The sequence below is a fragment of the Sulfitobacter sp. genome, assembly GCF_036960155.1.
GTDB lineage: Bacteria > Pseudomonadota > Alphaproteobacteria > Rhodobacterales > Rhodobacteraceae > Sulfitobacter.
In genome coordinates this window covers 766,247-788,319 of sequence record NZ_JBALWB010000001.1, presented here as the reverse complement: position 1 = coordinate 788,319, position 22,073 = coordinate 766,247, and the positions used below count along the sequence as shown (strand labels likewise).

Below are 22,073 nucleotides of genomic sequence, written 5' to 3'. Positions count from 1 at the left end.
CGGGTTTTGCGCTGGGTGGTAATTATCTTTTTCACGGATAGTAGTTTGGTTCTAAAGGTAATTGTTCAATTTGTTGACTGGATGACGCGTGTCATAGGTGTTTAGCGCGATGCAGGGCGTGTTGCTGGTGGGCGAAGCGACGTTTTGAGCGAAGCGCTATCGTTTGAAGCGGCTTGTAGCTTGCTCGCCTGAATTGGTGGCTTGTTGATCTGGTCAGGCGGCGCAAGAAAAAAAGTGCTGTGGTGATCACCATAAACGTGCCAAAACTCAGGGTGTATAGGAGACCAATGTCGTTGAGTCGGGAACCGAAAGGTTGTTTGGATGATTTATGTCGCAAGCGTTTTTGCGCGATTTTTGCGCCGAACCAGCCGCCTATTGCAGCCCAAAATAATAGCGTTGCTTCTGGCGTGCGCTGTTGCTTCTCGATCGCATAGCGTTTGTCATTGGCGAAGGCCCGATAGGTGATCAGATTGGTGACTACCAAATACAAGATGAGCGGGATGATTAGTATCAACAAGGTAAATCTCGTTCTAGGAATTGTTTGAGGATACTACGTAAAAAGGCCCCACGATGTGGGGCCTTTGTTTGGTTTTATTGTGGCAATGGCGGAATTATTCCGACCAGCTTACTGCGGTTAGATCATTTGCTTGGGTCGGGGCATTTGACCAAAGGCCATTCAGCCCAGCCTTTGCGACAGACAATGCAGCAAGTTGGAACAAATAGCCGTTTACATAATCAGTAGAGATCATTTTTTGGGCGTCGCCCAGCATGCTCATGCGCATGTCGGGGTCTGTTGTTGCATTGAGTTTGGTCATCAACTCTTGGAACGCAGGGTTATCGTATTGGAAGTAATAGTCAGGATTGGCGTAGATGCCGATGTCCATTGGCTCGGTGTGGCTCACGATTGTGAGGCCAAAGTTCTTGCCTTTGAATACTGATTCCAGCCACTGCGCCCATTCGACGTTTGTGATCTCTGCCTTGATGCCGACCTGCGCCAGTTGTGAGGCGATGATTTCGCCGCCGCGACGCGCATATGAGGGGGGAGGCAAGAAGAGGGTTGTCTCAAACCCATCCGGATAGCCGGCTTCTGCGAGCAGCGCCTTGGCTTTTTCAGGGTCGTAATTGCTCATTCCGGTGAAATCGACATAGGCGGGGTTGTGAGGTGCAAAATGCGTCCCGATAGGGGTGCCGTAGCCGAACATTGCACCATCAATGATGGACTGGCGATCAATTGCGTGGGCCAGTGCTTCGCGTACCTTCACGTTGTCAAATGGCGGCATCTTGTTGTTGGTGGAAAGGATCGTTTCACCCTCAGTTGACCCAACAAGGACTTGGAAACGCGGATCTGCTTCAAACTGGGGAAGATTTTCAGGTGCAGGAAAGCCGGAGAACACATCGACGTCTTCCGCCATCATCGCAGAGAAGGCTGCAGTGGGGTCGGAGATAAATTTGAACGTCGCGCTAGTGAGCGTGGCAGGGGTGCCCCAATAATCTTCATTGCGGCTCAGCTCGACTTTGTCGCCTTGTGTCCAGCTGTCAAACTTGAATGCGCCGGTCCCGATGGGTGTCTGTTTGATGCCTTCAATGCTTTCGGGTGCGACGATCACGGCGTCCCCCCATGCCAGGTTGAACAGCATGTTGCCGTTGGCCTCAGACAGCTTGACCTCGACGGTGGTCGGGTCGATCACGTTCACTTCGCTGATTGCAGCGTACAGTGCTTTTTGTGCGTTCGCGCTGTCTTCAGCACCAATCCGGTCTAGTGAGAATTTCACGTCTTCGGCGTCCATGGTGGTACCATCGTGGAACTTAACACCGTCGTGCAACATGAAAGTATACGTCAGGCCATCTTCGGAGATTTCCCAGCTTTTTGCGAGGCCAGGAATGACACCGCCATCACTGTTGAAACGGGTAAGCCCCTCGAAGACGTTGGAGTACAGCACGGAATCAATAGCGCCAGCGGCAGCGCTGGTTGGATCCAAATGCGGCGGCTCTAGCTGGATTGCGATGGTGATATCGTCTTTTGCACTGGCGGCGCCAGCGAGCAGAGCAGCGGCGCTTACGCTTAGCAAAAGGGTACGAAAATTGAACATTATGGACTCCCATGGGAATTGATATGCAGGAATGTTAGGCGACGAACTTTGGGAAGGCTAGGAGAAACCTTGCGGCACACGGATCGCTGGGGTAGGGCGTCCTCCTTTGATATGCGAAGGAGTGGGTTATGGCAGTCTTGGGTGTGGATTTTGGAACGTCGAATTCGGCTGCGGGTGTGACCCGTGATGGTGCGCCCTATTTGATCCCGCTTGAAGGCAGCGAGATGACGCTCCCGACGGCTGTGTTCTTTGATTTTGAAGCCAAGCGAATGCTGATCGGCGGGGCCGCTGGAAAAGCACTTCTGGCTGGAGAAGAAGGGCGATACATGCGCGCCCTCAAGAGCCTTCTGGGCGCCCCCTTGATGCGCGAGAAGCGCAACCTATTGGGTGAAAAGCTAGACTTTATCGATATCGTTGCGCGGTTTCTGATGCAGGTGAAACAGCAGGCAGAACGCGACACAGGTGAGCGGTATGACCGCGCATTGTCGGGGCGCCCTGTTCGGTTTCATGCGGATGATGCCCGTAATGCGCAGGCCGAGGTCGATCTGCGCGAAGCCTATCTGCGTGCAGGCTTTGACGATGTTGCGTTCATGTTTGAGCCCGAAGCCGCCGCGCTTGCGAACCGCGCGTTGTTGGCTGAGGGCGATCTGGGGCTTATTGTTGATATTGGCGGTGGTACATCGGATTTCACTCTGTTTCGTAATTTGGCCGAGTCGATAGACATCTCGGCAAGTCACGGCGTTCGGTTGGGCGGGACAGATTTCGACCGCATGCTAAGCTTGGAAAATGTGATGCCGTTGCTTGGTCGAGGAAGTGCCATTCGACATGCGTTTGGTAATGAAACGCATGTCGCTCCGACAACTATTTTTAACGATTTGGCGACGTGGCAGAAGATTCCGTTTCTGTATGCGCCTGAAAGCAGACGGTTGGCTAAAGACCTCGCACAATACGCGGTAGAGCCGGAAAAGTTTGCGCGCCTTGTGTCTGTTCTGGGGGATGAGCTGGGCCATGACATTGCCTTTGCCGTTGAGGCAGGGAAAATCGCTGCGAATAACAATGGAACAGGTAAGGTGGAGCTTGGTGTTGTTGAGCGCGGGCTTGGTGTTCCTCTGGAAGGCGATATGGTTGAAAAATTACTGTCGCCAATGGCACAAGAAATGGCATCGGCCGCACTTACAACTGTTGCGCAAGCAGGTGTTGCGCCTGCTGATGTGACGCATCTGGTTTTTGTTGGCGGGTCGAGCCTGATGCAGGTGACACGCAACAGCCTGAGTGAGGTATTCCCTCAAGCTGCTGTGCATCACGGATCAGCACTGACCGCGATTGTGGACGGGCTTAGCCTTGCTGCTGAATCGGCGTTCGATTAGTCGCGGGGCAGCAAAAGCGTCTCTAGTGCAGCTCCCATAACGCAGGCGCTGTCGATCATATCATCAACGCCGATCCATTCATCCGGTTTATGCGCCAGCTCTAAAATGCCGGGGCCGTAGGCGATACAGTTTTTCAGCTTGCCGATGCGGTCGATGTGCTTTTGATCATAGGTTCCGGGCGAGGCGACGTATTGAGGGGCCTTGCCCATGACATCCTCAATGGCGCGCGCAACGGTTTGCACCACTGGCGCGTCTCGGTCTGTCATGGAGGGTAAAACCGAGTTAAGCTCGGTCAGTTCATATTCAAAATCTGGTCGGGTTGCACGTAGCCCCTCCAAAAGGCCAGTGACTTCGTCACGCACCTGATCAAGGGGTTCTTCGACAAGAAAGCGGCGGTCGATTGTGATGCGGCAACTGTCAGGAACGCAATGCGATGGCAGCCCGTCAAAATCTTCGTCTTGTTCCTTTTGTCCGCCATGGATGGAGTTGATGTTCATGGTCGAGCTGCGCGCGCCTTCGGGCACAACAGGCATGTCGGTAATACGGGCGGCCATTGCAGGGAATAGTTTCTCTTCGAATTCGTTCAGGACAGCGCCCATGTGGCGCACGGCGCAATCGCCCAGAAAGGGCATTGAGCCGTGGGCGATTTCGCCTTTGGTCTCAATTTCGGCCCACCATCCACCACGGTGCCCAAGGCAAATGCGGTCTTTGTTTAGGGGTTCAGGAATAATCACGTGTTGCACGCGCTCAGGGTTAAAATAGCCCTGCTCGGCCAAATAGGCGACACCGCCGTAGCCACCGGATTCTTCATCTGCAGTGCCGGAAATTTCGATGGAGCCAGCGAAGTCTTTGTAGATCTCGATAAAGGTTTCCGCAGCAATGATAGACGTAGCAAGCCCGCCCTTCATGTCACATGCACCGCGTCCGTAGATTTTGCCGTCCTTCAGTTCACCGCCGAATGGATCAGTGGTCCAGCCTCTGCCTTCTTCGACAACATCTGTGTGGCTATTGAAATGCACGCATTCCCCTGGATGAGTGCCTGTTCGACGTGCAATGATGTTCCAGCGTGGGTATTTGGTGCTGTCACCGGGGGTGCCATGAGCGCGGATGAGTTGCGTTTCAAAACCATGCGCTTTTAGGCGGCGGTCAAGATACTCGCAGATCGCCAGATAGTCCTGACCGGGTGGGTTAAGCGTGGGGATACGGATCAGGTCCTGTGTCAGGGCGATCAGATCGTCACGCTTGGCCGTTATGGCCTCTGATAAGGGCGTATTCATCCGGTTATCCTTTTCTTGAGCAAAAATGCAGGCTTATACGTTTTGACGCATCATTACCGATCGTCGGAGTTGTGCAAGTCCTGAATTTGATGTTTGGCACGATGATCTATATTTGATCTATAAGCTTTGAGTGAACAGCAATGAATGAAACCGAAATCACACCCGTATCTAAAGGGCCGATTGGTAAAACATGGGCTGCACTGCGCGGTGGTCTGCGGCAAATTAGTGAAACCAACTTAACGTTAATATCCGCAGGTGTCGGGTTCTATGGGATGCTGTCGCTGTTTCCCGCAATTGCTGCGCTGATCGCAGTGATGAGTTTGGTTTCAAATCCATCGGTTGTTGTGGCGCAATTGTCGGAAATGCGCGGGCTGTTGCCTGATGACGTTTATGAAATATTTAACACCCAGATCGTGAGCCTTGTGACGACCAGTTCGGATACTTTGGGCTGGGCGAGTGCGATTTCTATCGCGGCCGCGTTGTGGTCTGCACGGGCAGGTGTCGCAGCGATGATGTTGGGGTTGAACGCTGTGCACGGTGAACAAAACCGGACAGCTGCGTCGCATTACCTTCGTGCGCTGCTGCTGACATTGGCGTTGATCGGTGTTGGGATCGTTTCGCTGATCACGTTGGTCATTGCACCCGTTGCCTTGGCGTTTTTTCCATTGGGCGGCGTTGCGGGTGTAATCGCTGAGGCAGTGCGCTGGGCCACTGCTGTGTGTGTTCTTTTATCGGGTCTCAGTGTGCTGTACCGCTATGGCCCCAACCGCGACGAAACGCGCCGACGTTCTATTAGGGCAGGCGCAATTTTTGCTGTGGTGAGTTGGGCGGGGCTATCCGTATTGTTCTCGAATTATGTCGCGAATTTTGGAAACTATAATCAAGTATACGGGTCAATCGGGGCTGTAATTGCGATGCTGCTGTGGTTGTGGCTCAGCAGTTTCTTGATTTTGCTTGGTGCAGTTGTGAACGCGCAGGTTGAAAGACATTTTTACGGCGTGATTGTTCCTACGGGTATCCCTTTGGGGGGTGGATCGCCCCACATGTCAAATGATCAATCCAAAGACGAAGCGCCCGCTGAGGAGCAGTAGGTTTCCTAAATACGGGCCTAAAATACTGGCGGGGTCAGCGCGCTGACGATCTCACAAGGTTCTGTATCAATGTTGCGAAAACGGTGTGGCTGGTTGCTGTCAAAAAGATAGCCCTCTCCGACACCAAGTACTGCGATAGCATCCCCCACTGTCACCTCGATCTGACCACGGGTGATGATTCCCGCTTCTTCACCTTCATGGGCCAAAAATTCGGGTCCTGTGTCTGCGCCAGGCGGGTACGTTTCGTGCAGGACCTGAAGCGTGTGTTCGCGCGCGTTGCCCAATTGCCTCAACGACACTTGGCCCGGACCTTCGGGGGCAACATGGGTGAACTCATCTGCACGGTAGAACACCTTGGGTGTGTTGCTGTCTTCGAGTGATCCAAAGAACTCCGCCATCGAGATGGGAATGGCGTCTAGTAAGCTTTTGAGGGAGGCGACAGAAGGGGAGGTTTTATCGGTTTCGATCAATGAGATCGTACCGTTGGTTAACCCTGCGCGCGCGGCGAGTTCGCGCTGGGATAACCCGCGCTCCATGCGGATTTGTTTGAGGCGTTTTCCGATGTCCACAAAAGGCTTCCTGCTGTTGATGCGCGCGGTGTTGTAGCACGGTGGGTTTGCCGAAATTGACCACCCCGCAAGGGAAAATACAAGTGGTAGGATTATCATGATTGACAATTATATTAAACAGAAGGAAAGGTTTTTTAAACGCGGGTTTGCCGCGTCTGGTTTTCATTAAATTTAGGAGCGCACCATGGCCAGCCCTGCAAAACGTACACCTCGGAAGAGCACTAAGAAAAAAGCCCAGATTGCTATCGTAGAACCCACAGCACCAATCACGTATACAAATGCGGATTTGGTTGCGCGTCGCGAAGCTGCGGTGCCCCGCGGTGTGGCGTCTGCTGCGTCTGTCTATGCGTCTTACGCCGAGAATTCCGAATTATGGGATGTTGATGGCAAACGCTTCATTGATTTTGTAGGCGGCATTGGTGTTTTGAACACAGGTCATCGTCACCCCGGTGTGATTGCGGCGGCCAAAGCGCAAGAGGATTTGTATACGCACACCTCATTTCAGGTTGTGCCCTACGCGCCCTACATTGAGTTGGCCGAAAAACTAAATGCAATTGCCCCCGGTGATGCACCCAAGAAAACTCTGCTGGTGACAACGGGTGCTGAAGCGGTTGAAAACGCAGTGAAAATCGCGCGTGCTGCAACTGGCCGATCAGGTGTTATCGCCTTCACGGGTGCCTACCATGGACGCACGTTGTTGACGCTTGGCATGACTGGCAAAGTGTCACCTTACAAAAAAGACGTAGGCCCGTTTCCTGCCGATGTGTTCCGCGCGCCGTTCCCGAATGTGCGTGACGGTATCACGGTTGAGGACGCCCTTATTGGCCTGCGCAACATGTTCCTCACCGATGCGCAGCCTGACCGTATTGCCTGTATGATCATTGAACCCGTCTTGGGCGAGGGTGGCTATACGCCAGTTCCATTTGAGATGATGACCGCACTGCGCGACATTTGCGATGAACATGGCATCTTGCTGATTGCTGACGAAGTTCAGGCAGGCTTTGGCCGAACTGGCAAATGGTTTGCAATTGAACACTCAGGTGTTGTTCCAGATATGATCACAGTGGCAAAATCCATGGCGGGTGGCTATCCGCTGGCGGGTGTTATTGGCCGCGCTGATGTTATGGATGCGATGGACCCTGGCGGTTTGGGTGGCACTTATGGCGGTAACCCTGTCGCATGTGCCGCGGCCTTGGCTGCGATCACAGCGATTGAGGACGAAGACCTGCTCGCGAAATCCATTGCGATGGGTGACAAGCTCAAAGCGCGTTTTGCCGAGATCGGTGCGCGTGCAGCCCCCTATCGTATGTGGGATATTCGCGGCCTTGGCGCGATGGTTGCTGTTGAATTTGTCACTGATTTTGACAGTGCGGCACCGGACGGTGCCTTGACCAAACGTGTCATCGCGCATGCTCTGGAACGCGGTCTTTTGCTGCTGAGCTGTGGTATGCACGGAAACGCAATCCGCGTGATGGTTCCGTTGACTGCTTCAGAAGAAATCGTTGACGAGGGCCTCGCTATCTTTGAAGAATCCCTTGCAGCGGCCATCGCTGAGGGCACGATCTAAGCTGACTTATAGCGGCGAATTTTGAGCGCGCGGAGGGAAACCTCCGCGCGTTTTTTCTTTTCCTGATGAGGTTCTTCGGGGTAACCCAATGTGAAGGGGGATCGATGATGCGGCTTTTGATGATCTTGCTGATTGCGATGTTTGGGGGGCCAGTATTGGCCAAGGATGGACTGCGTCTGGGTGTCTTCGGTGTTGTCCAAACCGTTTCGCCATTGATGGTCGCAGGACAGAAAATTACCCTACCCGAAGACGTGCCCGTGATAAGCCCTCTTGGGCTTGGTCAAACGATCGGCGTGGGGGATACGCTGGCAGTTCGTGTGAAGATGGATCAAGGGTCTTTGACCGCGATGCGGATATTGCAAATTCATCCGATTGTTGGGCCAATTTCTTCAGTTCACGGCAATACGGCCATTATCATGGGGAGTGCGGTGCATGTTCCCCCTGATCTGGATCTTAAAACCGGAATGTGGGTCGCGCTAAGTGGCTTTTGGAGTGGTGAAAAGCTAATCACCACAAGGTCGCGCGGTATCACTCAAAGTGGTTTTGGGCATTTAACGGGTGTGGTTTCAAGCCAAGATTTCAAGTTGGGCGGAAGCGAGTTGTATGGTGCAAAGGCGCCAGATGAAGGTTTTGGCAATCACATCTGGATGTTTAGTGGCGCACCGCAAAAAGAGGGGCTTGGGGTGAGCCTGATTGCGAAGGGCATCTTCGGCGGCGACATGGATTTGGCTGTATGGCAGGGACATGCATCCCTGCCAATTGCCTCACAGACATATACAATCCACGGCACTGGTTTGATTGGAACTGCGCGCGATGCGCAGATGCCAGATGCCGGAGCGCTGATCACCCGCTGTACCCGCAAAGGCCGCATTCTGGATGTAGCACCAGATGGGATGGAAGCGGCGTTTGATGCGCTGGGCTGTTCTAGGTATACTCAGGCGGACTAAACGTTTCTGCGCTGGCACGTGACCAACGGTCTTTATATCCTAGGTGGTCTGCCGCATGTTCATCCACCAAAAATCCAATGGGAAGATACGGGAACGCTTTGTTCCCTTGAACCATGGACCGATCGGATTGCCGTTGCATCAGATGATGAGGCATGAAGCCGCTAGGATCGGACAAGCCGGCCGCACCCGTCATTTCACCAAGCGCATCCAAGGTGTTGCGATGAAAGCGGGTTACACGTTTTGACTTGTGGACTGGATCTAATGCGCGGGCGCGCGTCGGGTCTTGGGTGGCGACGCCGACGGGGCAATGGTTCGTGTGGCATGCTTGCGCCTGAATGCAGCCGATTGAGAACATAAAGCCGCGTGCAGAGTTGCACCAATCGGCCCCCAACGCGAGCGCGCGCGCGATGTCAAAAGCAGAGACTATTTTGCCCGCAGCGCCCAATTTTATCTCATCCCGAATGCCCGCACCACGTAGGGTATTGTGTACAAATGACAGCCCTTCAACCATGGGCATGCCAATGTGGTTTGCAAACTCCAAGGGTGCCGCGCCAGTGCCGCCTTCGGTTCCGTCCACAACGATAAAGTCGGGGATGATGCCCGTCTCGAGCATCGCTTTTACCATACACATGAATTCGCGTTGATGGCCGATGCAAAGCTTGAAGCCGACAGGCTTTCCACCGGAAAGTTCGCGCAGTTGGCCGAGAAAATTCATCATCCCCGTTGGCGTGGAAAAAGCAGAGTGTGAAGCTGGCGAAACGCAATCCTCGCCCATAGGGACGTCGCGCGCTTCAGCAATTTCTTGGGTGATCTTTGCAGCGGGTAGCATTCCGCCATGACCGGGTTTGGCGCCCTGCGATAGTTTGACTTCTATCATTTTCACCTGATCACGGGCTGCCTGTTTGGCAAATTTTTCAGGGCTGAATTCACCATCAGCCGTACGGCAACCGAAATAACCAGAACCAATTTCGTATATCAGGTCGCCACCACCTTCACGGTGGTGTCGGCTGATCCCGCCTTCACCTGTATCGTGTGCAAATCCGCCAGCGGCTGCCCCGACATTCAGTGCGGAGATTGCGTTAGCCGAAAGGGCACCAAAACTCATTGCGGAGATATTGTAGATGGATGCGTTATATGGCTTTTTGCAGTCTTTGCCGCCAATCTTGGTGCGAAAATCGGTATCTGCAATGTGCTTTGGCTGAACAGAATGCGTTACCCAGCTGTAGCCACCTTCATAAACCCGCTTTTTGGTGCCAAAAGGGCGCGCGTCTTCTTGGCCTTTGGCGCGTTGATAGACGAGAGAACGCGCATCGCGGCTGAATGGTTCTTCGTCTTGGTCATCCTCTAACAAGTACTGACGGATTTCAGGTCGAATGCTCTCTAACAAAAAACGCACATGGCCTAGTACTGGATAATTTCGCAGTATCGAGTGCGATTTTTGGCGAACGTCGTTCCACCCAAGTGCTGATAATGCCGTAAAGACGATGAGCGGTAGTGCGAACCAACCCGACCAGAAAACCGTGGCGATCAGGCTAAGTATGGCAAGGATGATTACAGCGGCAAACGTGCTGAAACGGGTAAGATCGGATAGATGCGGCATTCAAGGCTCCGGACTGTTTTTTACTAGCTAACGTGCATTTGTGTAGAGCTCATTAATGCGACACTTGGCAAGCGTGGGGTTATTGCTCTGGCGTGAACGTGATCTTTTTAGATTGAGGTTGTGAACGCTTGGCGGAACAGGGAAGCGAAAAGCTGCATGACTTTCATCACATTAGATTAACTGTCTTGCAGAACTCAGAGAGCGCTTGCTCATCTTTGGAAAGCTTCCTAAGCTCTTGAGAGTTTTGGACTGGTCTTTTAAAAACGATCAAATTGGTTGGTTCGAGAAATACTTGCCCAGTCATGCAATGCGCGAAATGAATGTGTTGTGTGGCGAGGATTGTGAATGCGTTACGAGGGGGAAAAGCTATTTTTAGAGACGTCGACCTAAAATTCTCTGCTTCGCGCGCAGGATTGGAACGCTCTAAAGGCTTATCGCACATCCTCATGGGTAAAGCCGAATTTGATTTGGGTCATTCGCACAAGATGATGGTGGTTTAAATTCACCTGATAACGATGTCATATTTGTTTCTGAACACCATAGCGACGCCATTGCATTTGGGCTGTTTTACTCATGCGGCAAAGGGCGTAAAGGTCTGCTGGAACGGCCAATGCCGTAGTTCCAGGAGTGAGCAAATATGACACCTTTCGCAATTGCAGGCGTACAGATGTACGTCAATGCCCTGCAGCCCAACGTTGACGGCATGATCCACCGGCTTGATATCTTGATGGCGCGGTTCCCATGGACCCAAATGGTTTTGTTTTCAGAACTGGCTGCATTTGGTCCGTTAGATCAGTATTCATTGCCGCCCCAAAACGAAGCGCTTGAAAAATTTCAGGCAGCGGCTGCAAAATATGGTGTTTGGTTGATCCCGGGGTCGATGTTTATTACCGATCCAGAAGACGGCCGGATTTATAACACATCGGTTGTGATTAACCCTGCAGGGGAGATCATCCGCCGATATGCAAAAATGTTCCCGTTCCGCCCGTATGAGTCTGGCATCGCCGCAGGCACCGAATTCTGCGTGTTTGACGTTCCTGAGGTTGGCCGATTTGGCCTGTCGATCTGTTATGATATGTGGTTTCCCGAAACCACCCGTCAGCTGACATCGCAAGGTGTTGAGGTTCTATTACATCCGGTTTTGACTGGCACAACTGACCGCGATGCAGAATTGGCCATTGCCCGTGCAACGGCTGCGCAGTTCCAATGCTATGTTATTGACGTGAATGGTTTGGGCGCTGGGGGTGTTGGTAAGTCTTGTGTGGTTGACCCTACTTCTATGGTTTTGCACCAGTCAGCTGGCCAAGAAGATATGTTCCCGATTGAGGTAGACCTTGATATGGTGCGTCGCCAACGTGAAACGGGCATGAAAGGCCTTGGTCAGGTTCTCAAGTCTTTTCGCGACCGTTCCACAGACTTCTCAGTCTATGATCGGTCTAGTGGAACTGACGAATATCTCAAAACGCTGGGTCCTCTTGCGATCCCGCAACAAGGAACTACTGCGGGTCTAGATGCGACAACACCAGCAATGCGTGTGCCACAAGCATCTTCGTCTGTAGGCGAGGATAGCCTGCCGGGTTTTGCCCATAAGGTGCCGCCTGCATTCCCTGATGAACCCTTACCAAACCCGTCCGCGGGTACGGCCACAACAGTGGCCAATCCCGTGGTACCAACGGGTACGCCTATTCCAATTGTCAAACCCGGTGTTCTGCCTGGAGCGACTGAAAACGATACATCCAGCGGCTAGGTCCCGTGAGGAAGGGGCAGGCAAAACGTCTGCCCCTTTTGCTTGAGCATCCTAGCTGCGCAGTAATATGCGGAGAACGATAGATGCATACGATGAAAGAATATTCGTCAGCGATTCAACTTCGGTCCGATCGCTGGAGTGCGCTTCGCGAAGCTACTGCCGCACTTATCCGCAGTCCAAGTGCGGGCGAGGCCGCGCAATTGCGCAGCACTGCAGAGGAGCTGTTCGACAGCTTGGGCACAATGGAGGCCTATTGGGCCTTTCCGGGGAAACACGCATTTGCATTGATCCGGCGACACTTTGAACAAGGCAAGCTTGAAGATGTCAGCTTTGCTGTGAGCCGAATTAAGCGTGCATTAACGACAGGTGCATATCGCCGCCGTTCCATCCCACTAGAACGCGATAGCGTTGATCAAGACGAACAGGACGACGAAGCCCACCACAGCCCGGAAATGCGGGCGCTATCCAAGCCCTATTTCGAGGTGCTGATAGTTGACAGTGTGAGCGAGCAGCAAGAGCGCTGGCTAAAGGCGAATGTAACGGGGATGCGCCGGCCAGAAGATCAGTTCATCTATGAGGCGGTTGTTGTGCCCTCAATCGAGGATGCGTTGATTGCGGTTCTGTTCAACCATAACATTCAAGCCATTGTTGTACGTCCGGGACTGGTGCTTCATTCGGTCCACGTGGAAGAAATCCTGACGCGATATTTAGCGCGCGCAGGGGGGCGAGAAGAAATCGACGCGATCCAGCCTGAAAACTATGGCCCCGAACTGTGCCGTATGATCGCCAAAGTGCGGCCAGAACTGGATGCGTATCTGGTTACAGAGCGGTCCGTTGAGGATATCGCTGGTCTTGATTTAGGGATATGCCGCCGGGTCTTTTATAACTCCGAAGACTTCATGGAGTTGCATCTCAATATCCTGCGGGGGGTACAGGCGCGTAATAAGTCACCGTTTTTCACTGCGTTGGTTGAATACTCCAAGCAGCCAACGGGTGTTTTCCATGCAATGCCGATCAGCCGCGGGAAATCCATCACGCGCTCGCATTGGATTCAGGACATGGGCGCGTTTTACGGGCCCAATATTTTCTTAGCAGAAACCTCGGCCACGTCAGGCGGGCTTGATAGTTTGCTAGAACCGCACGGACCGATCAAAGAAGCGCAAGAACTGGCGGCGCGTGCATTTGGATCAAAGCAGACGTTTTTCGCCACCAACGGGACATCGACCTGCAACAAAATCGTGGTGCAGGCCCTGATTAAACCGGGTGACATTGTGCTTGTTGATCGTGATTGCCATAAATCACACCACTACGGCATGGTCCTGTCGGGCGCACAGGTAAGTTATCTTGATAGCTATCCGCTCAATAAATATTCGATGTACGGCGCGGTACCGTTGTCCGAGATGAAAGAACGGCTGCTGGAGCTGAAAGATCAGGGTAAGCTGGACCGCGTTCGGATGCTGTTGCTGACCAACTGTACTTTTGATGGGCTGGTCTACAACGTTGAACGTGTGATGCAAGAATGTCTGGCCATTAAACCCGATCTTATCTTTTTGTGGGATGAGGCGTGGTTTGCTTTTGCCCGATTTAACCCAACTTATCGTCAACGCACAGCAATGAATGCGGCCAATGTTCTACGCGAAAAATTCAAGACCCAAAAACACCGCGAGGCTTATGACGCTCAACAAGAAGAGCTGAAAGATGCGGATAACGAGACGTTGCTGAACACGCGTTTGATCCCGCCACCTCATGCCCGTGTCAGGGCCTATTCTACGCAATCCACACATAAGACGCTGACATCTTTACGTCAGGGTTCGATGATCCACGTAAATGATCAGGACTTTAAGGGTGAGGTCGAGCAGAGCTTCCTTGAGGCTTACATGACCCACACCTCAACCTCACCAAATTATCAGATCATCGCATCACTGGATGTCGGGCGCCGTCAGGTTGAGCTGGAAGGGTTTGAGTTTGTTCAGCGCCAGATTGAGGCAGCTATGTCGATCCGTCGCGCAATTAGTGACCATCCGCTGCTTCAAAAATACTTTCAGGTCCTCACTGCGGGCGACATGATCCCTGAGAAACACCGTGAAAGTGGCGTGACCAGCTATTACGATGCGGACCAAGGCTGGACTGACATGTGGGATTGTTGGGAGCGGGACGAATTTGTTCTGGATGCGTCGCGTGTCACGCTTTTGGTAGGCGGCACGGGTTGGGATGGAGATACGTTCAAAAATAAAGTGTTGATGGATAAATACGGCATCCAGATCAACAAGACGTCCCGCAATACGGTTTTGTTTATGACCAATATCGGGACAACGCGGTCCTCGGTTGCCTATCTGATCGAAGTGCTGGTGGAGATCGCCAAATCACTGGACGAGCGCAATGATGATGCGAGCGGTATGGAAAAGCTTGGGTTTGACCGCCGCGTCAAGAATTTGTTGGAACACTATCCGCCGTTGCCAGATTTCAGCCGTTTCCACAAAGCATTCCTAGAGAGCGGCAATAGCCGGGAGGGCGACATTCGTAAGGCTTTCTTCCTCGCTTATGAAGAAAAGAATTGCGATTATCTTGAGTTGAACGGCACACTCAAGGACGCAATGGAAAAGGGAGAGACGATTGTCTCGGCCAGCTTTATAATTCCGTATCCACCGGGCTTCCCAATCTTGGTGCCAGGGCAGGTAATCAGTCAGGAAATCCTTAGCTTTATGCGGGCGCTGGATGTGAGCGAAATTCATGGCTATCGGCCTGATCTAGGTTTGAAAGTATTTGCCCAAAAAACGCTGGAAGACGCGACAACTGTTTCTAACAAAATTTCATCTGACTAAAGTTCAAGACAAGGAGAGCACGTATGGCCACCGTTCTGAGGAATATCTCTGAAATTCGCCGGTTTTTTCACCGAAACGAAGACCCTGTCTATTTTATATCGGCGACCAACTTTAATCTTCTTGGTCTTGATGAGTGGGTGAAGAACTTTAAATACATCTGCTACATCGACTGTTATGGCGGCAAGCACCCGAATGTGTTCTGCCCGACGGAACAACCGCATGCTGAATTCCAGTCCATTGAGGACATCAACAACTATCTGCTTCAGCACAAAGAGGTCATCGACTTTATCAAAAAGCGCGGCGGCAAGCCAAAGTTTGTCTTCCTGATGTTTGACGAAGAGACCGAGCGCCTAAGCAAAGAGTTGGGCGCAGACGTTTGGTTCCCCAAAGCTAAATTGCGCACAAATATGGACAACAAAATCGAAACTGTGCGTATCGGCAACAAGGCGGGTGTGCCGTCCGTGCCCAACACGCTGGCTGAGGTCACGTCCTACGAAAACCTGCGTGAAACCTGCGAAAAGGCAGACATAGGCCATGATTTGGTCCTGCAATCTGCATTTGGCGACAGTGGCCACACCACGTTCTTTATCAAGAACGAAGCTGATTTCAGGCGCCACCAAAGCGAGATCATCGGCGAGGGTGAGATTAAGATCATGAAGCGGATCAATTGCCGTGGTGCGGCGATTGAAGCATGTGCCACCAAAGAAGGCACCATTGTTGGTCCGTTGATGACAGAACTGGTCGGATTTAATGAGCTGACGCCGTATCGCGGTGGGTGGTGTGGGAATGAGATCTTGTCCACAGCATTCCCGCCAAAGGTCCGCCAACAAGCGCGCGATCTGACATTCAAGTTTGGCGAACAGCTGCGCAAAGAGGGTTATCGCGGGTATTTCGAGCTCGACTTTTTGATTGATAAAAAGACGGGTGACCTGTGGCTGGGTGAATTGAACCCGCGCATCACTGGCGCGTCCTCAATGACCAATCACGCCGCCTTTGCACATGCGGATGCGCCGTTGTTCTTGTTCCACCTGCTTGAGTTCTCAAAGAAGAAATTCAACCTTGATGTGGATGAGCTGAACGCGCGCTGGGCTGATCCTGCGAACATTGATAGCTGGTCGCAAATGGTGATTAAACACACCAAGGACAGCGTTGATATCTGCTCGGAAAGCCCTGAGACAGGCATCTACCGGATGCGTGAAGATGGCTCGGTCATCTGGGACCGCTTTGATTACCACCGTCGCGCCGTGGAGAGCGAGAACGAGGCGTTCTTCTTGCGGATCATGCAACCGGGTGATTATCGCTATGAGGGGGCCGATATTGGCATCCTTGTCACACGCGGACGGTCTATGACCAAAAGCTTCCAGCTTAATGAGCGGGCAAAGAAGTGGATACATGGTATCAAGAGCAAGGTTGATGGTTCGCCACTACCTGTCGCCGCTGCTGATCCGCTGTTGTCTGATCCGGCGTTCAAGATCCTTTAGGATAAATCTATTAGAAAGGCCGCCCATGTACTGGCGCGCAATCTCTGAGGATTTGCCCGGCCCCAAGTGGGCCGGGCTTTTCCGCGAATATTGGTCCGACTATCGGGCTTGGTGGCTCAAAGAAGGTGAGACCGCCCGCCCGACCTATGCCGAATGCCTGCGTGCCGTGCGCACCCACATGCCAGAGATTGTTCCGCTGTATGAAGAGTTGTGCGAGTTGGCAGGCGGTGGTGATCACGCGGCACGGTTCCTCAGCTTTTATACGCCACCACCCTATCTAGCGAGTTGCTCCCAAGCGATTTGGGCGGGCAAACAACCCGTCATGGTGCGCAATTACGACTATAATCCCAAGGCCTTTGATGGCCTTGTACTAAGGACGCGTTGGATGGGCCGCGCTGTTATGGGCACATCCGACGGGCTTTTTGGTTTGGTTGACGGTCTGAATGACAAAGGTTTGTCTATTTCGCTGACATTTGGTGGGCGGCGTGTGGTGGGCGAGGGGTTCGGCGTGCCGTTGATCCTGCGCTACGTTTTGCAGGTGTGCGAAACGGCTGAGGAGGCCGGAGAGGTTTTGGCGCGAGTGCCGACACACATGAGCTATAACGTGACTGTGCTGGACAAAAAACGGAACTATCTGACCGTGATGATGGCACCGGATCGCCCAGCAATCATCACCCATGCGGCGGTGGCGACGAACCATCAGGAAAATGTGGAATGGATCAGCCACGCGCGCTTTACCGCCACTGTCGAACGGGAGCGGTTCTTGCTTCAACGCCTGCGGCTACACCAAGATCCTGAAGACAAATTCATCAATGCGTTTCTGCGCCCGCCGCTGTATTCGACCGCGTTCAAACAGGGCTTTGGCACACTTTATACTGCGGTGTATCGCCCGCGCAAAAAACAGATGGAGCTGCGGTGGCCCGATGTGGTTTGGCCTTTGTCGCTTGATGAATTTGTTGAGGGCGCGCGCGAAGTCAAATTGCCAGGAGTTGAGTGATGGCCGGACCCTTAGCATCACTGAAAGTAGTCGAATTTTCCGGCCTTGGTCCGGCGCCATTGGCTGGGCAGCTCCTTGCCGATCTTGGCGCTGATGTGATTACCATTGATCGAAAGGCTGCTCCTGCGGACCCGACAGACATCAATCGAAGGGGGAAACGATCGGTTGTGTTGAACCTGAAATCACCCGAGGGGATAGAGGCCGCGCGCCGCCTGATCGCGTCCAGTGGCGTGCTGATCGAAGGCTTTCGTCCGGGTGTGATGGAGCGGCTGGATTTGGGGCCGGACAGTTGTGATAGCTCTCTGATTTATGCCCGTATGACGGGGTGGGGGCAGGAGGGGCCATGGGCACAGACAGCTGGCCATGACATTAACTACCTTGCGCTAACGGGTGCTTTGCATGCGATGGGTGATGCTGATCGCGCACCAGTGCCACCGCTTAATATGGTGGCGGACTATGGCGGCGGGACGATGTTTTTGCTGCTGGGTATCCTCAGTGCGGTGATCGAACGTGGCGTATCTGGCAAAGGTCAGGTTGTGGATGCCGCAATGGTTGACGGTGTCCCCGCGATGATGGGGTTGATCCATTCCATGCTTGCACGTGGTCAATGGAGCGAGACGCGCGGAACAAACTGGTTGGACGGCGGCGCGCCGTTTTATCGCTGTTATACCTGCGCTTGTGGCGGTTACATCTCGGTTGGTGCATTGGAACCTCAGTTTCATGCGCTGCTATTGGAAAAGGCGGGGTTGCCTGACGATCATCAGGAAACCCAAAACGATGAAAGGCAATGGGCCGCGCGCCATGTGTCATATGCCGCTGCCTTTCGGTGCAAGACCCGTGATCAATGGGCCGATGTATTTATGGACAGTGACGCGTGCGTTGCACCAGTTCTCACGTTTTCAGAGGCACAATTTCACCCCCACATGGCAGCACGTCAGACGATCCTTGCACCAGATGGTATTGCGCAGGCGGCCCCCGCACCGCGCTTTAGCAGGACCCCCGCCGCGATGCCAAAGTCTCCTACAGCCATTGGCGCAGACACAGATGATGTGTTGGAGGGGTTGGGATACGAGGCAAAAGCCCGTGCTGCGATAACAGGATAATGCATAGGCAACTCCTGTTGCCGCTTATGCCGCGATTGGGAGTGTTATAGCGCAAATGATGCGCTATATGTTGCGCATGTCTGAAGTTGCCGACCTTTCTCATGCGCCTCTTGAAGAATTAATTGTGTGCCCCGCTTGCGATGCGACCTATCAGTTGCGGCGCCCCAAACCGGGCGAGCGTGCAGTATGTGCCAGATGTCACAAAGTGCTGATCGAGCCGCGTAAGAAAGCGGGCATGCAAATTATCGCGGTCTCAATCGCGGTTGTCGTATTGATCATCGCAGCAAGTGTTTTTCCGTTTCTACAAATCTCGGCCGCAGGCCGCAGTAATTCGGTTTCGATCATTGATGCGGCACTTTCCTTTACCGAAGGGCCGATGCTGGTGCTTGCGCTGTTAACGGCTGGGTTCATCATATTTGTGCCATTGCTGCGGATGCTGCTGACCCTTTATGTCCTGATCCCAGTTGTGCTTGATCGTCCGGCGGCGAGATATGCAATGCGTGCATTCCGGTTGTCCGAGGCGATGCGTCCGTGGTCGATGGCCGAAATTTTTGCATTAGGCTGTGCGGTTGCATTGGTGAAAGTGGCTGATTTAGCCACGGTTAGTTTTGGTCCTGCGTTTTGGATGTTTGGTGTCTTAGTTGTATTGGTCATCGCGCAAGACGGTTATATGTGTAAGTGGTCTGTATGGAACTCTCTGGAACACCCCAAAAAACGGTAACAGCCCGCGAGGCTGGCCTAGTGGCGTGCACGCGTTGCACCCGTGCTTGGCCGCTCGGAACGGATGTCTGTGGGCGTTGTGGCGCAACCCTCGTTTCGCGTGATGCCATGAGTTTGCAAAAGGTATGGGCGCTGTGGATCATGGGCCTGATGTGTTACGTGCCTGCCAACGTTTTTACGATGCTGCGCACCCAGCAGTTGTTTGATGTCGACGAAAGCACAATTGTCGGCGGCGCTGTGGAATTGGCGCATCATGGTGCATTGGGGATTGCCGCAATTATTCTGATTGCCTCTGTGTTGATCCCTCTGGGTAAGTTCTGGGCCATTGCATTTTTGGCTATTAGCGTGCGTTCGCATAACAGTTTCACATCCCACAGGCGACTACTGATGTACGAAATCGTTGAGTACATCGGCCGTTGGTCGATGATTGATATCTTTGTTGTTGCCATCCTGTCCGCTCTGGTGCAACTCCACGGGCTAGTTTCTATTACACCTGGGCCAGCTGCATTTTTCTTCGCACTGTCAGTGATTTTCACCATGCTATCTGCCCAAGCTTTTGATCCGCGCATGATTTGGGATGCGCAACTTAATGATGACGAGGCACCTGAACATGTCTGATACGCCACCACCTGTTTCGATCAAATCTACGCGCAAAAGCGGCGTGTCAGGAGCGTCTCTAATCTGGATTATTCCGGTGATTGCGCTGTTGGCTGCATTTGGCGTGGCGTGGCAATCGTATTCAGCGCGCGGTCCATTGATTGTTGTAAGCTTCGCTGGCGGGTCAGGTATTGCGGCAGGCGAGACCAAACTAAAGTACCGTGATGTTGAAGTTGGCGAAGTCGAAGAAGTTGGCTTTAGCGATGACTTAGCCGTGGTTCAGGCACATATCCGCCTCAAGAAAAGCATTGCGCCTTTTGTGGACGCGAACTCAGTCTTTTGGATTGTGCAGCCGGAAGTCACCGCGCAGGGGATCACCGGATTGAGCACCGTCTTAAGCGGTGTCTACATTGAGGGGTCTTGGGATAGTGATGTTGATCAGTTTGCGGACACGTTCCGCGGTTCTGACGTTGCGCCGCTGATCAAGCCGGGTGAAAGCGGCTTGCAGATTGCTTTTCGTACAACCACAAATGGGTCGCTGACCGATAATGCGCCTATCTTGTTTCGAGGCATCCAAGTCGGCCAAGTTGGACGTGCGCAGATTGCGCGTAGCGGTGCGTTTGCGATTACTGAAGGCCTGATTTACGAAGAACATCGCCACCTGATCAACTCTTCCACGCGGTTCTGGGATACGTCCGGTTTCGAAGTGTCCATTGGCCCTGCAGGAGCCGAAGTTGATTTTTCCTCACTTGCAACATTGATCGGTGGGGGTATCACGTTTGACACATTTGTGTCCGGTGGAGACACTGTGCGCGACGGTGAAGTTTTTGAGGTTTACGAAGAAAAGGAACAAGCGCGTAATAGCCTGTTTGCGGCGTCCGAAGTTGACCCACTTCATCTCAGCGTGATCTTTGATGAAAACGTCTCTGGTTTGACTGTGGGTGCGCCTGTTGAACTAAGTGGCTTGCGGATTGGATCAGTGGATAGCTTGTCTGGCATCGTTGACTTTGATCAGTTTGGCGATAGCCGCGTGCGCCTAAATGTTATTTTGTCGATTCAGCCTGCGCGCCTTGGTTTGCCGGGCGACGTATCGGCGGATGCTGCGCTTAGTCTGCTGCAAGATCGAGTGGTGAATGGTCTGCGGGCACGTCTGGCATCTGCCAGTTTGTTGACTGGGGGCCTAAAGGTTGAGTTCGTTGAGGTTGAAGATGCGCCGCTGGCGCGTGTGATCATATCAGGTTTGGACTTGCCGATTATCCCCACAACCAAAGGCGAAACCTCGGATGCTGCTGCGACAGTAGAGGGTGTTTTTACTCGCATTAATAACTTGCCTATTGAAGACTTGTTGAACAGTGCAATCAATGTGATGAATTCGGCTGACGCTCTTATCTCTAACAATGATTTACAGGAAACACCTGCAGATGTGCGCGCATTGCTGAGTGATTTGTCTGGTATTGTTACATCGGATGATGTGAAGAACATTCCCATTGCGTTGAATGCGACCCTTACGCGGGTTGAAGGACTGGTTGCGGAACTAGAGAAGCAACGAATTGCCGAGACATTGGGTAAGACACTGACTGCGGCGGCTGAAGCGGCTGATGCGGTTACCTCGTCTGTCGCGGGCGTGCCCGAATTGATCGAAGATATTCAAACAGTAGCGGCCAAGGCGGCGACATTGGAATTCGATACGTTGATCCAAGAGCTGACATCGCTCACGTCCTCTGCCGAAGCATTGGTGAGCAGCCCAGACACTGCGCAACTGCCCGCTGCCCTAAAGGGTGCGCTGGACCAGCTGAACGCTACTTTGCAAGAACTACGTGAAGGCGGCGCGGTCGAAAATGTAAACCAAACACTGGCTTCTGCGCGTAATGCTGCCGACAGTATCGCAGTTTCAGCCCGTGATCTGCCAGAGGTGATAAACCGCCTAAACGGGTTGTTTGCGCAAGCGGGCCGCACAATTGAAGGCTATAATAAGGGCGATCAATTGAGCCGTGCCGCCGAGGCGGCGCTGCGCGATATTCAACAAGCTGCCAGCGCGCTGGAAAAACTGGCGCGTACCATCGAACGAAATCCGAATTCTCTGCTGCTGGGAAGATGA

17 protein-coding genes are annotated in these 22,073 nt (G+C 53.0%); 12 read left to right on the top strand and 5 right to left on the bottom strand.

Annotated features, from left to right (window positions below; translation table 11 throughout):
• Positions 1 to 91 precede the first annotated feature (91 nt).
• Both V7775_RS03985 and V7775_RS03980 read right to left on the bottom strand, forming a co-directional pair.
• Positions 92 to 517, bottom strand: coding sequence for a DUF1294 domain-containing protein (locus V7775_RS03985; RefSeq protein WP_335750559.1), 426 nt, complete (start codon positions 515 to 517; stop codon positions 92 to 94).
• Between the two features lie 94 nt (positions 518 to 611).
• Positions 612 to 2,090 (bottom strand): ABC transporter substrate-binding protein, encoded by a 1,479-nt coding sequence (locus V7775_RS03980; RefSeq protein WP_335750558.1) that lies wholly within the window; start codon positions 2,088 to 2,090, stop codon positions 612 to 614.
• A gap of 128 nt (positions 2,091 to 2,218) precedes the next feature.
• Here V7775_RS03980 and V7775_RS03975 point away from each other — a divergent pair, with 128 nt between their 5' ends.
• Positions 2,219 to 3,457, top strand: coding sequence for an Hsp70 family protein (locus tag V7775_RS03975; protein WP_335750557.1), 1,239 nt, complete (start codon positions 2,219 to 2,221; stop codon positions 3,455 to 3,457).
• Here the strand turns inward: V7775_RS03975 and V7775_RS03970 are convergent.
• Positions 3,454 to 4,734: an acetylornithine deacetylase/succinyl-diaminopimelate desuccinylase family protein gene (locus tag V7775_RS03970; protein ID WP_335750556.1), complete on the bottom strand. Its 1,281-nt coding sequence runs from the start codon at positions 4,732 to 4,734 to the stop codon at positions 3,454 to 3,456. The genes V7775_RS03975 and V7775_RS03970 overlap by 4 nt on opposite strands.
• 140 nt (positions 4,735 to 4,874) lie before the next feature.
• Between V7775_RS03970 and V7775_RS03965 the strand changes: the two genes are divergently transcribed.
• Positions 4,875 to 5,825, top strand: a complete 951-nt coding sequence (locus V7775_RS03965) for a YihY/virulence factor BrkB family protein (protein WP_335750555.1) — start codon at positions 4,875 to 4,877, stop codon at positions 5,823 to 5,825.
• Positions 5,826 to 5,842: 17 nt separating this feature from the next.
• On the opposite strand, the gene V7775_RS03960 is transcribed toward V7775_RS03965, so the two are convergent.
• Positions 5,843 to 6,394: a cupin domain-containing protein gene (locus V7775_RS03960; RefSeq protein ID WP_335750554.1), complete on the bottom strand. Its 552-nt coding sequence runs from the start codon at positions 6,392 to 6,394 to the stop codon at positions 5,843 to 5,845.
• A gap of 184 nt (positions 6,395 to 6,578) precedes the next feature.
• Here V7775_RS03960 and gabT point away from each other — a divergent pair, with 184 nt between their 5' ends.
• Positions 6,579 to 7,961: a 4-aminobutyrate--2-oxoglutarate transaminase gene (gene gabT / locus V7775_RS03955; protein ID WP_335750553.1), complete on the top strand. Its 1,383-nt coding sequence runs from the start codon at positions 6,579 to 6,581 to the stop codon at positions 7,959 to 7,961.
• A 104-nt stretch (positions 7,962 to 8,065) separates the two neighbouring features.
• Positions 8,066 to 8,908 carry a hypothetical protein gene (locus V7775_RS03950; protein ID WP_335750552.1) on the top strand — a complete coding sequence of 281 codons (843 nt, stop codon included), beginning with the start codon at positions 8,066 to 8,068 and terminating at the stop codon, positions 8,906 to 8,908.
• Here V7775_RS03950 and V7775_RS03945 read toward each other — a convergent pair.
• Entirely contained in the window at positions 8,886 to 10,508 is a 1,623-nt protein-coding gene (locus V7775_RS03945) for an FMN-binding glutamate synthase family protein (RefSeq protein ID WP_335750551.1), read from the bottom strand. The genes V7775_RS03950 and V7775_RS03945 overlap by 23 nt on opposite strands.
• 637 nt (positions 10,509 to 11,145) lie before the next feature.
• Here V7775_RS03945 and V7775_RS03940 point away from each other — a divergent pair.
• The 8 genes from V7775_RS03940 to V7775_RS03905 all read left to right on the top strand — a co-directional run bounded on the left by V7775_RS03940 (position 11,146) and on the right by V7775_RS03905 (position 22,073).
• Entirely contained in the window at positions 11,146 to 12,255 is a 1,110-nt protein-coding gene (locus tag V7775_RS03940) for a carbon-nitrogen hydrolase family protein (RefSeq protein ID WP_335750550.1), read from the top strand.
• 83 nt (positions 12,256 to 12,338) lie between these two features.
• Positions 12,339 to 15,077 (top strand): aminotransferase class I/II-fold pyridoxal phosphate-dependent enzyme, encoded by a 2,739-nt coding sequence (locus tag V7775_RS03935; RefSeq protein ID WP_335750549.1) that lies wholly within the window; start codon positions 12,339 to 12,341, stop codon positions 15,075 to 15,077.
• A gap of 23 nt (positions 15,078 to 15,100) precedes the next feature.
• Positions 15,101 to 16,558, top strand: a complete 1,458-nt coding sequence (locus tag V7775_RS03930) for a biotin carboxylase (RefSeq protein WP_335750548.1) — start codon at positions 15,101 to 15,103, stop codon at positions 16,556 to 16,558.
• Between the two features lie 25 nt (positions 16,559 to 16,583).
• On the top strand, positions 16,584 to 17,555 hold the full coding sequence (locus V7775_RS03925; protein WP_335750547.1) for a C45 family peptidase: 972 nt from the start codon (positions 16,584 to 16,586) through the stop codon (positions 17,553 to 17,555).
• Positions 17,555 to 18,658 (top strand): CaiB/BaiF CoA transferase family protein, encoded by a 1,104-nt coding sequence (locus tag V7775_RS03920; protein WP_335750546.1) that lies wholly within the window; start codon positions 17,555 to 17,557, stop codon positions 18,656 to 18,658. The genes V7775_RS03925 and V7775_RS03920 overlap by 1 nt, the downstream gene beginning before the upstream one ends.
• 55 nt (positions 18,659 to 18,713) lie before the next feature.
• The gene (locus V7775_RS03915) at positions 18,714 to 19,379 is read left to right on the top strand and encodes a paraquat-inducible protein A (RefSeq protein WP_443070077.1); all 666 of its coding nucleotides are present in this window, start codon (positions 18,714 to 18,716) and stop codon (positions 19,377 to 19,379) included.
• Positions 19,346 to 19,996, top strand: coding sequence for a paraquat-inducible protein A (locus V7775_RS03910; RefSeq protein ID WP_335750545.1), 651 nt, complete (start codon positions 19,346 to 19,348; stop codon positions 19,994 to 19,996). The genes V7775_RS03915 and V7775_RS03910 overlap by 34 nt, the downstream gene beginning before the upstream one ends.
• Positions 19,989 to 22,073 (top strand): MlaD family protein, encoded by a 2,085-nt coding sequence (locus V7775_RS03905; RefSeq protein ID WP_335750544.1) that lies wholly within the window; start codon positions 19,989 to 19,991, stop codon positions 22,071 to 22,073. The genes V7775_RS03910 and V7775_RS03905 overlap by 8 nt, the downstream gene beginning before the upstream one ends.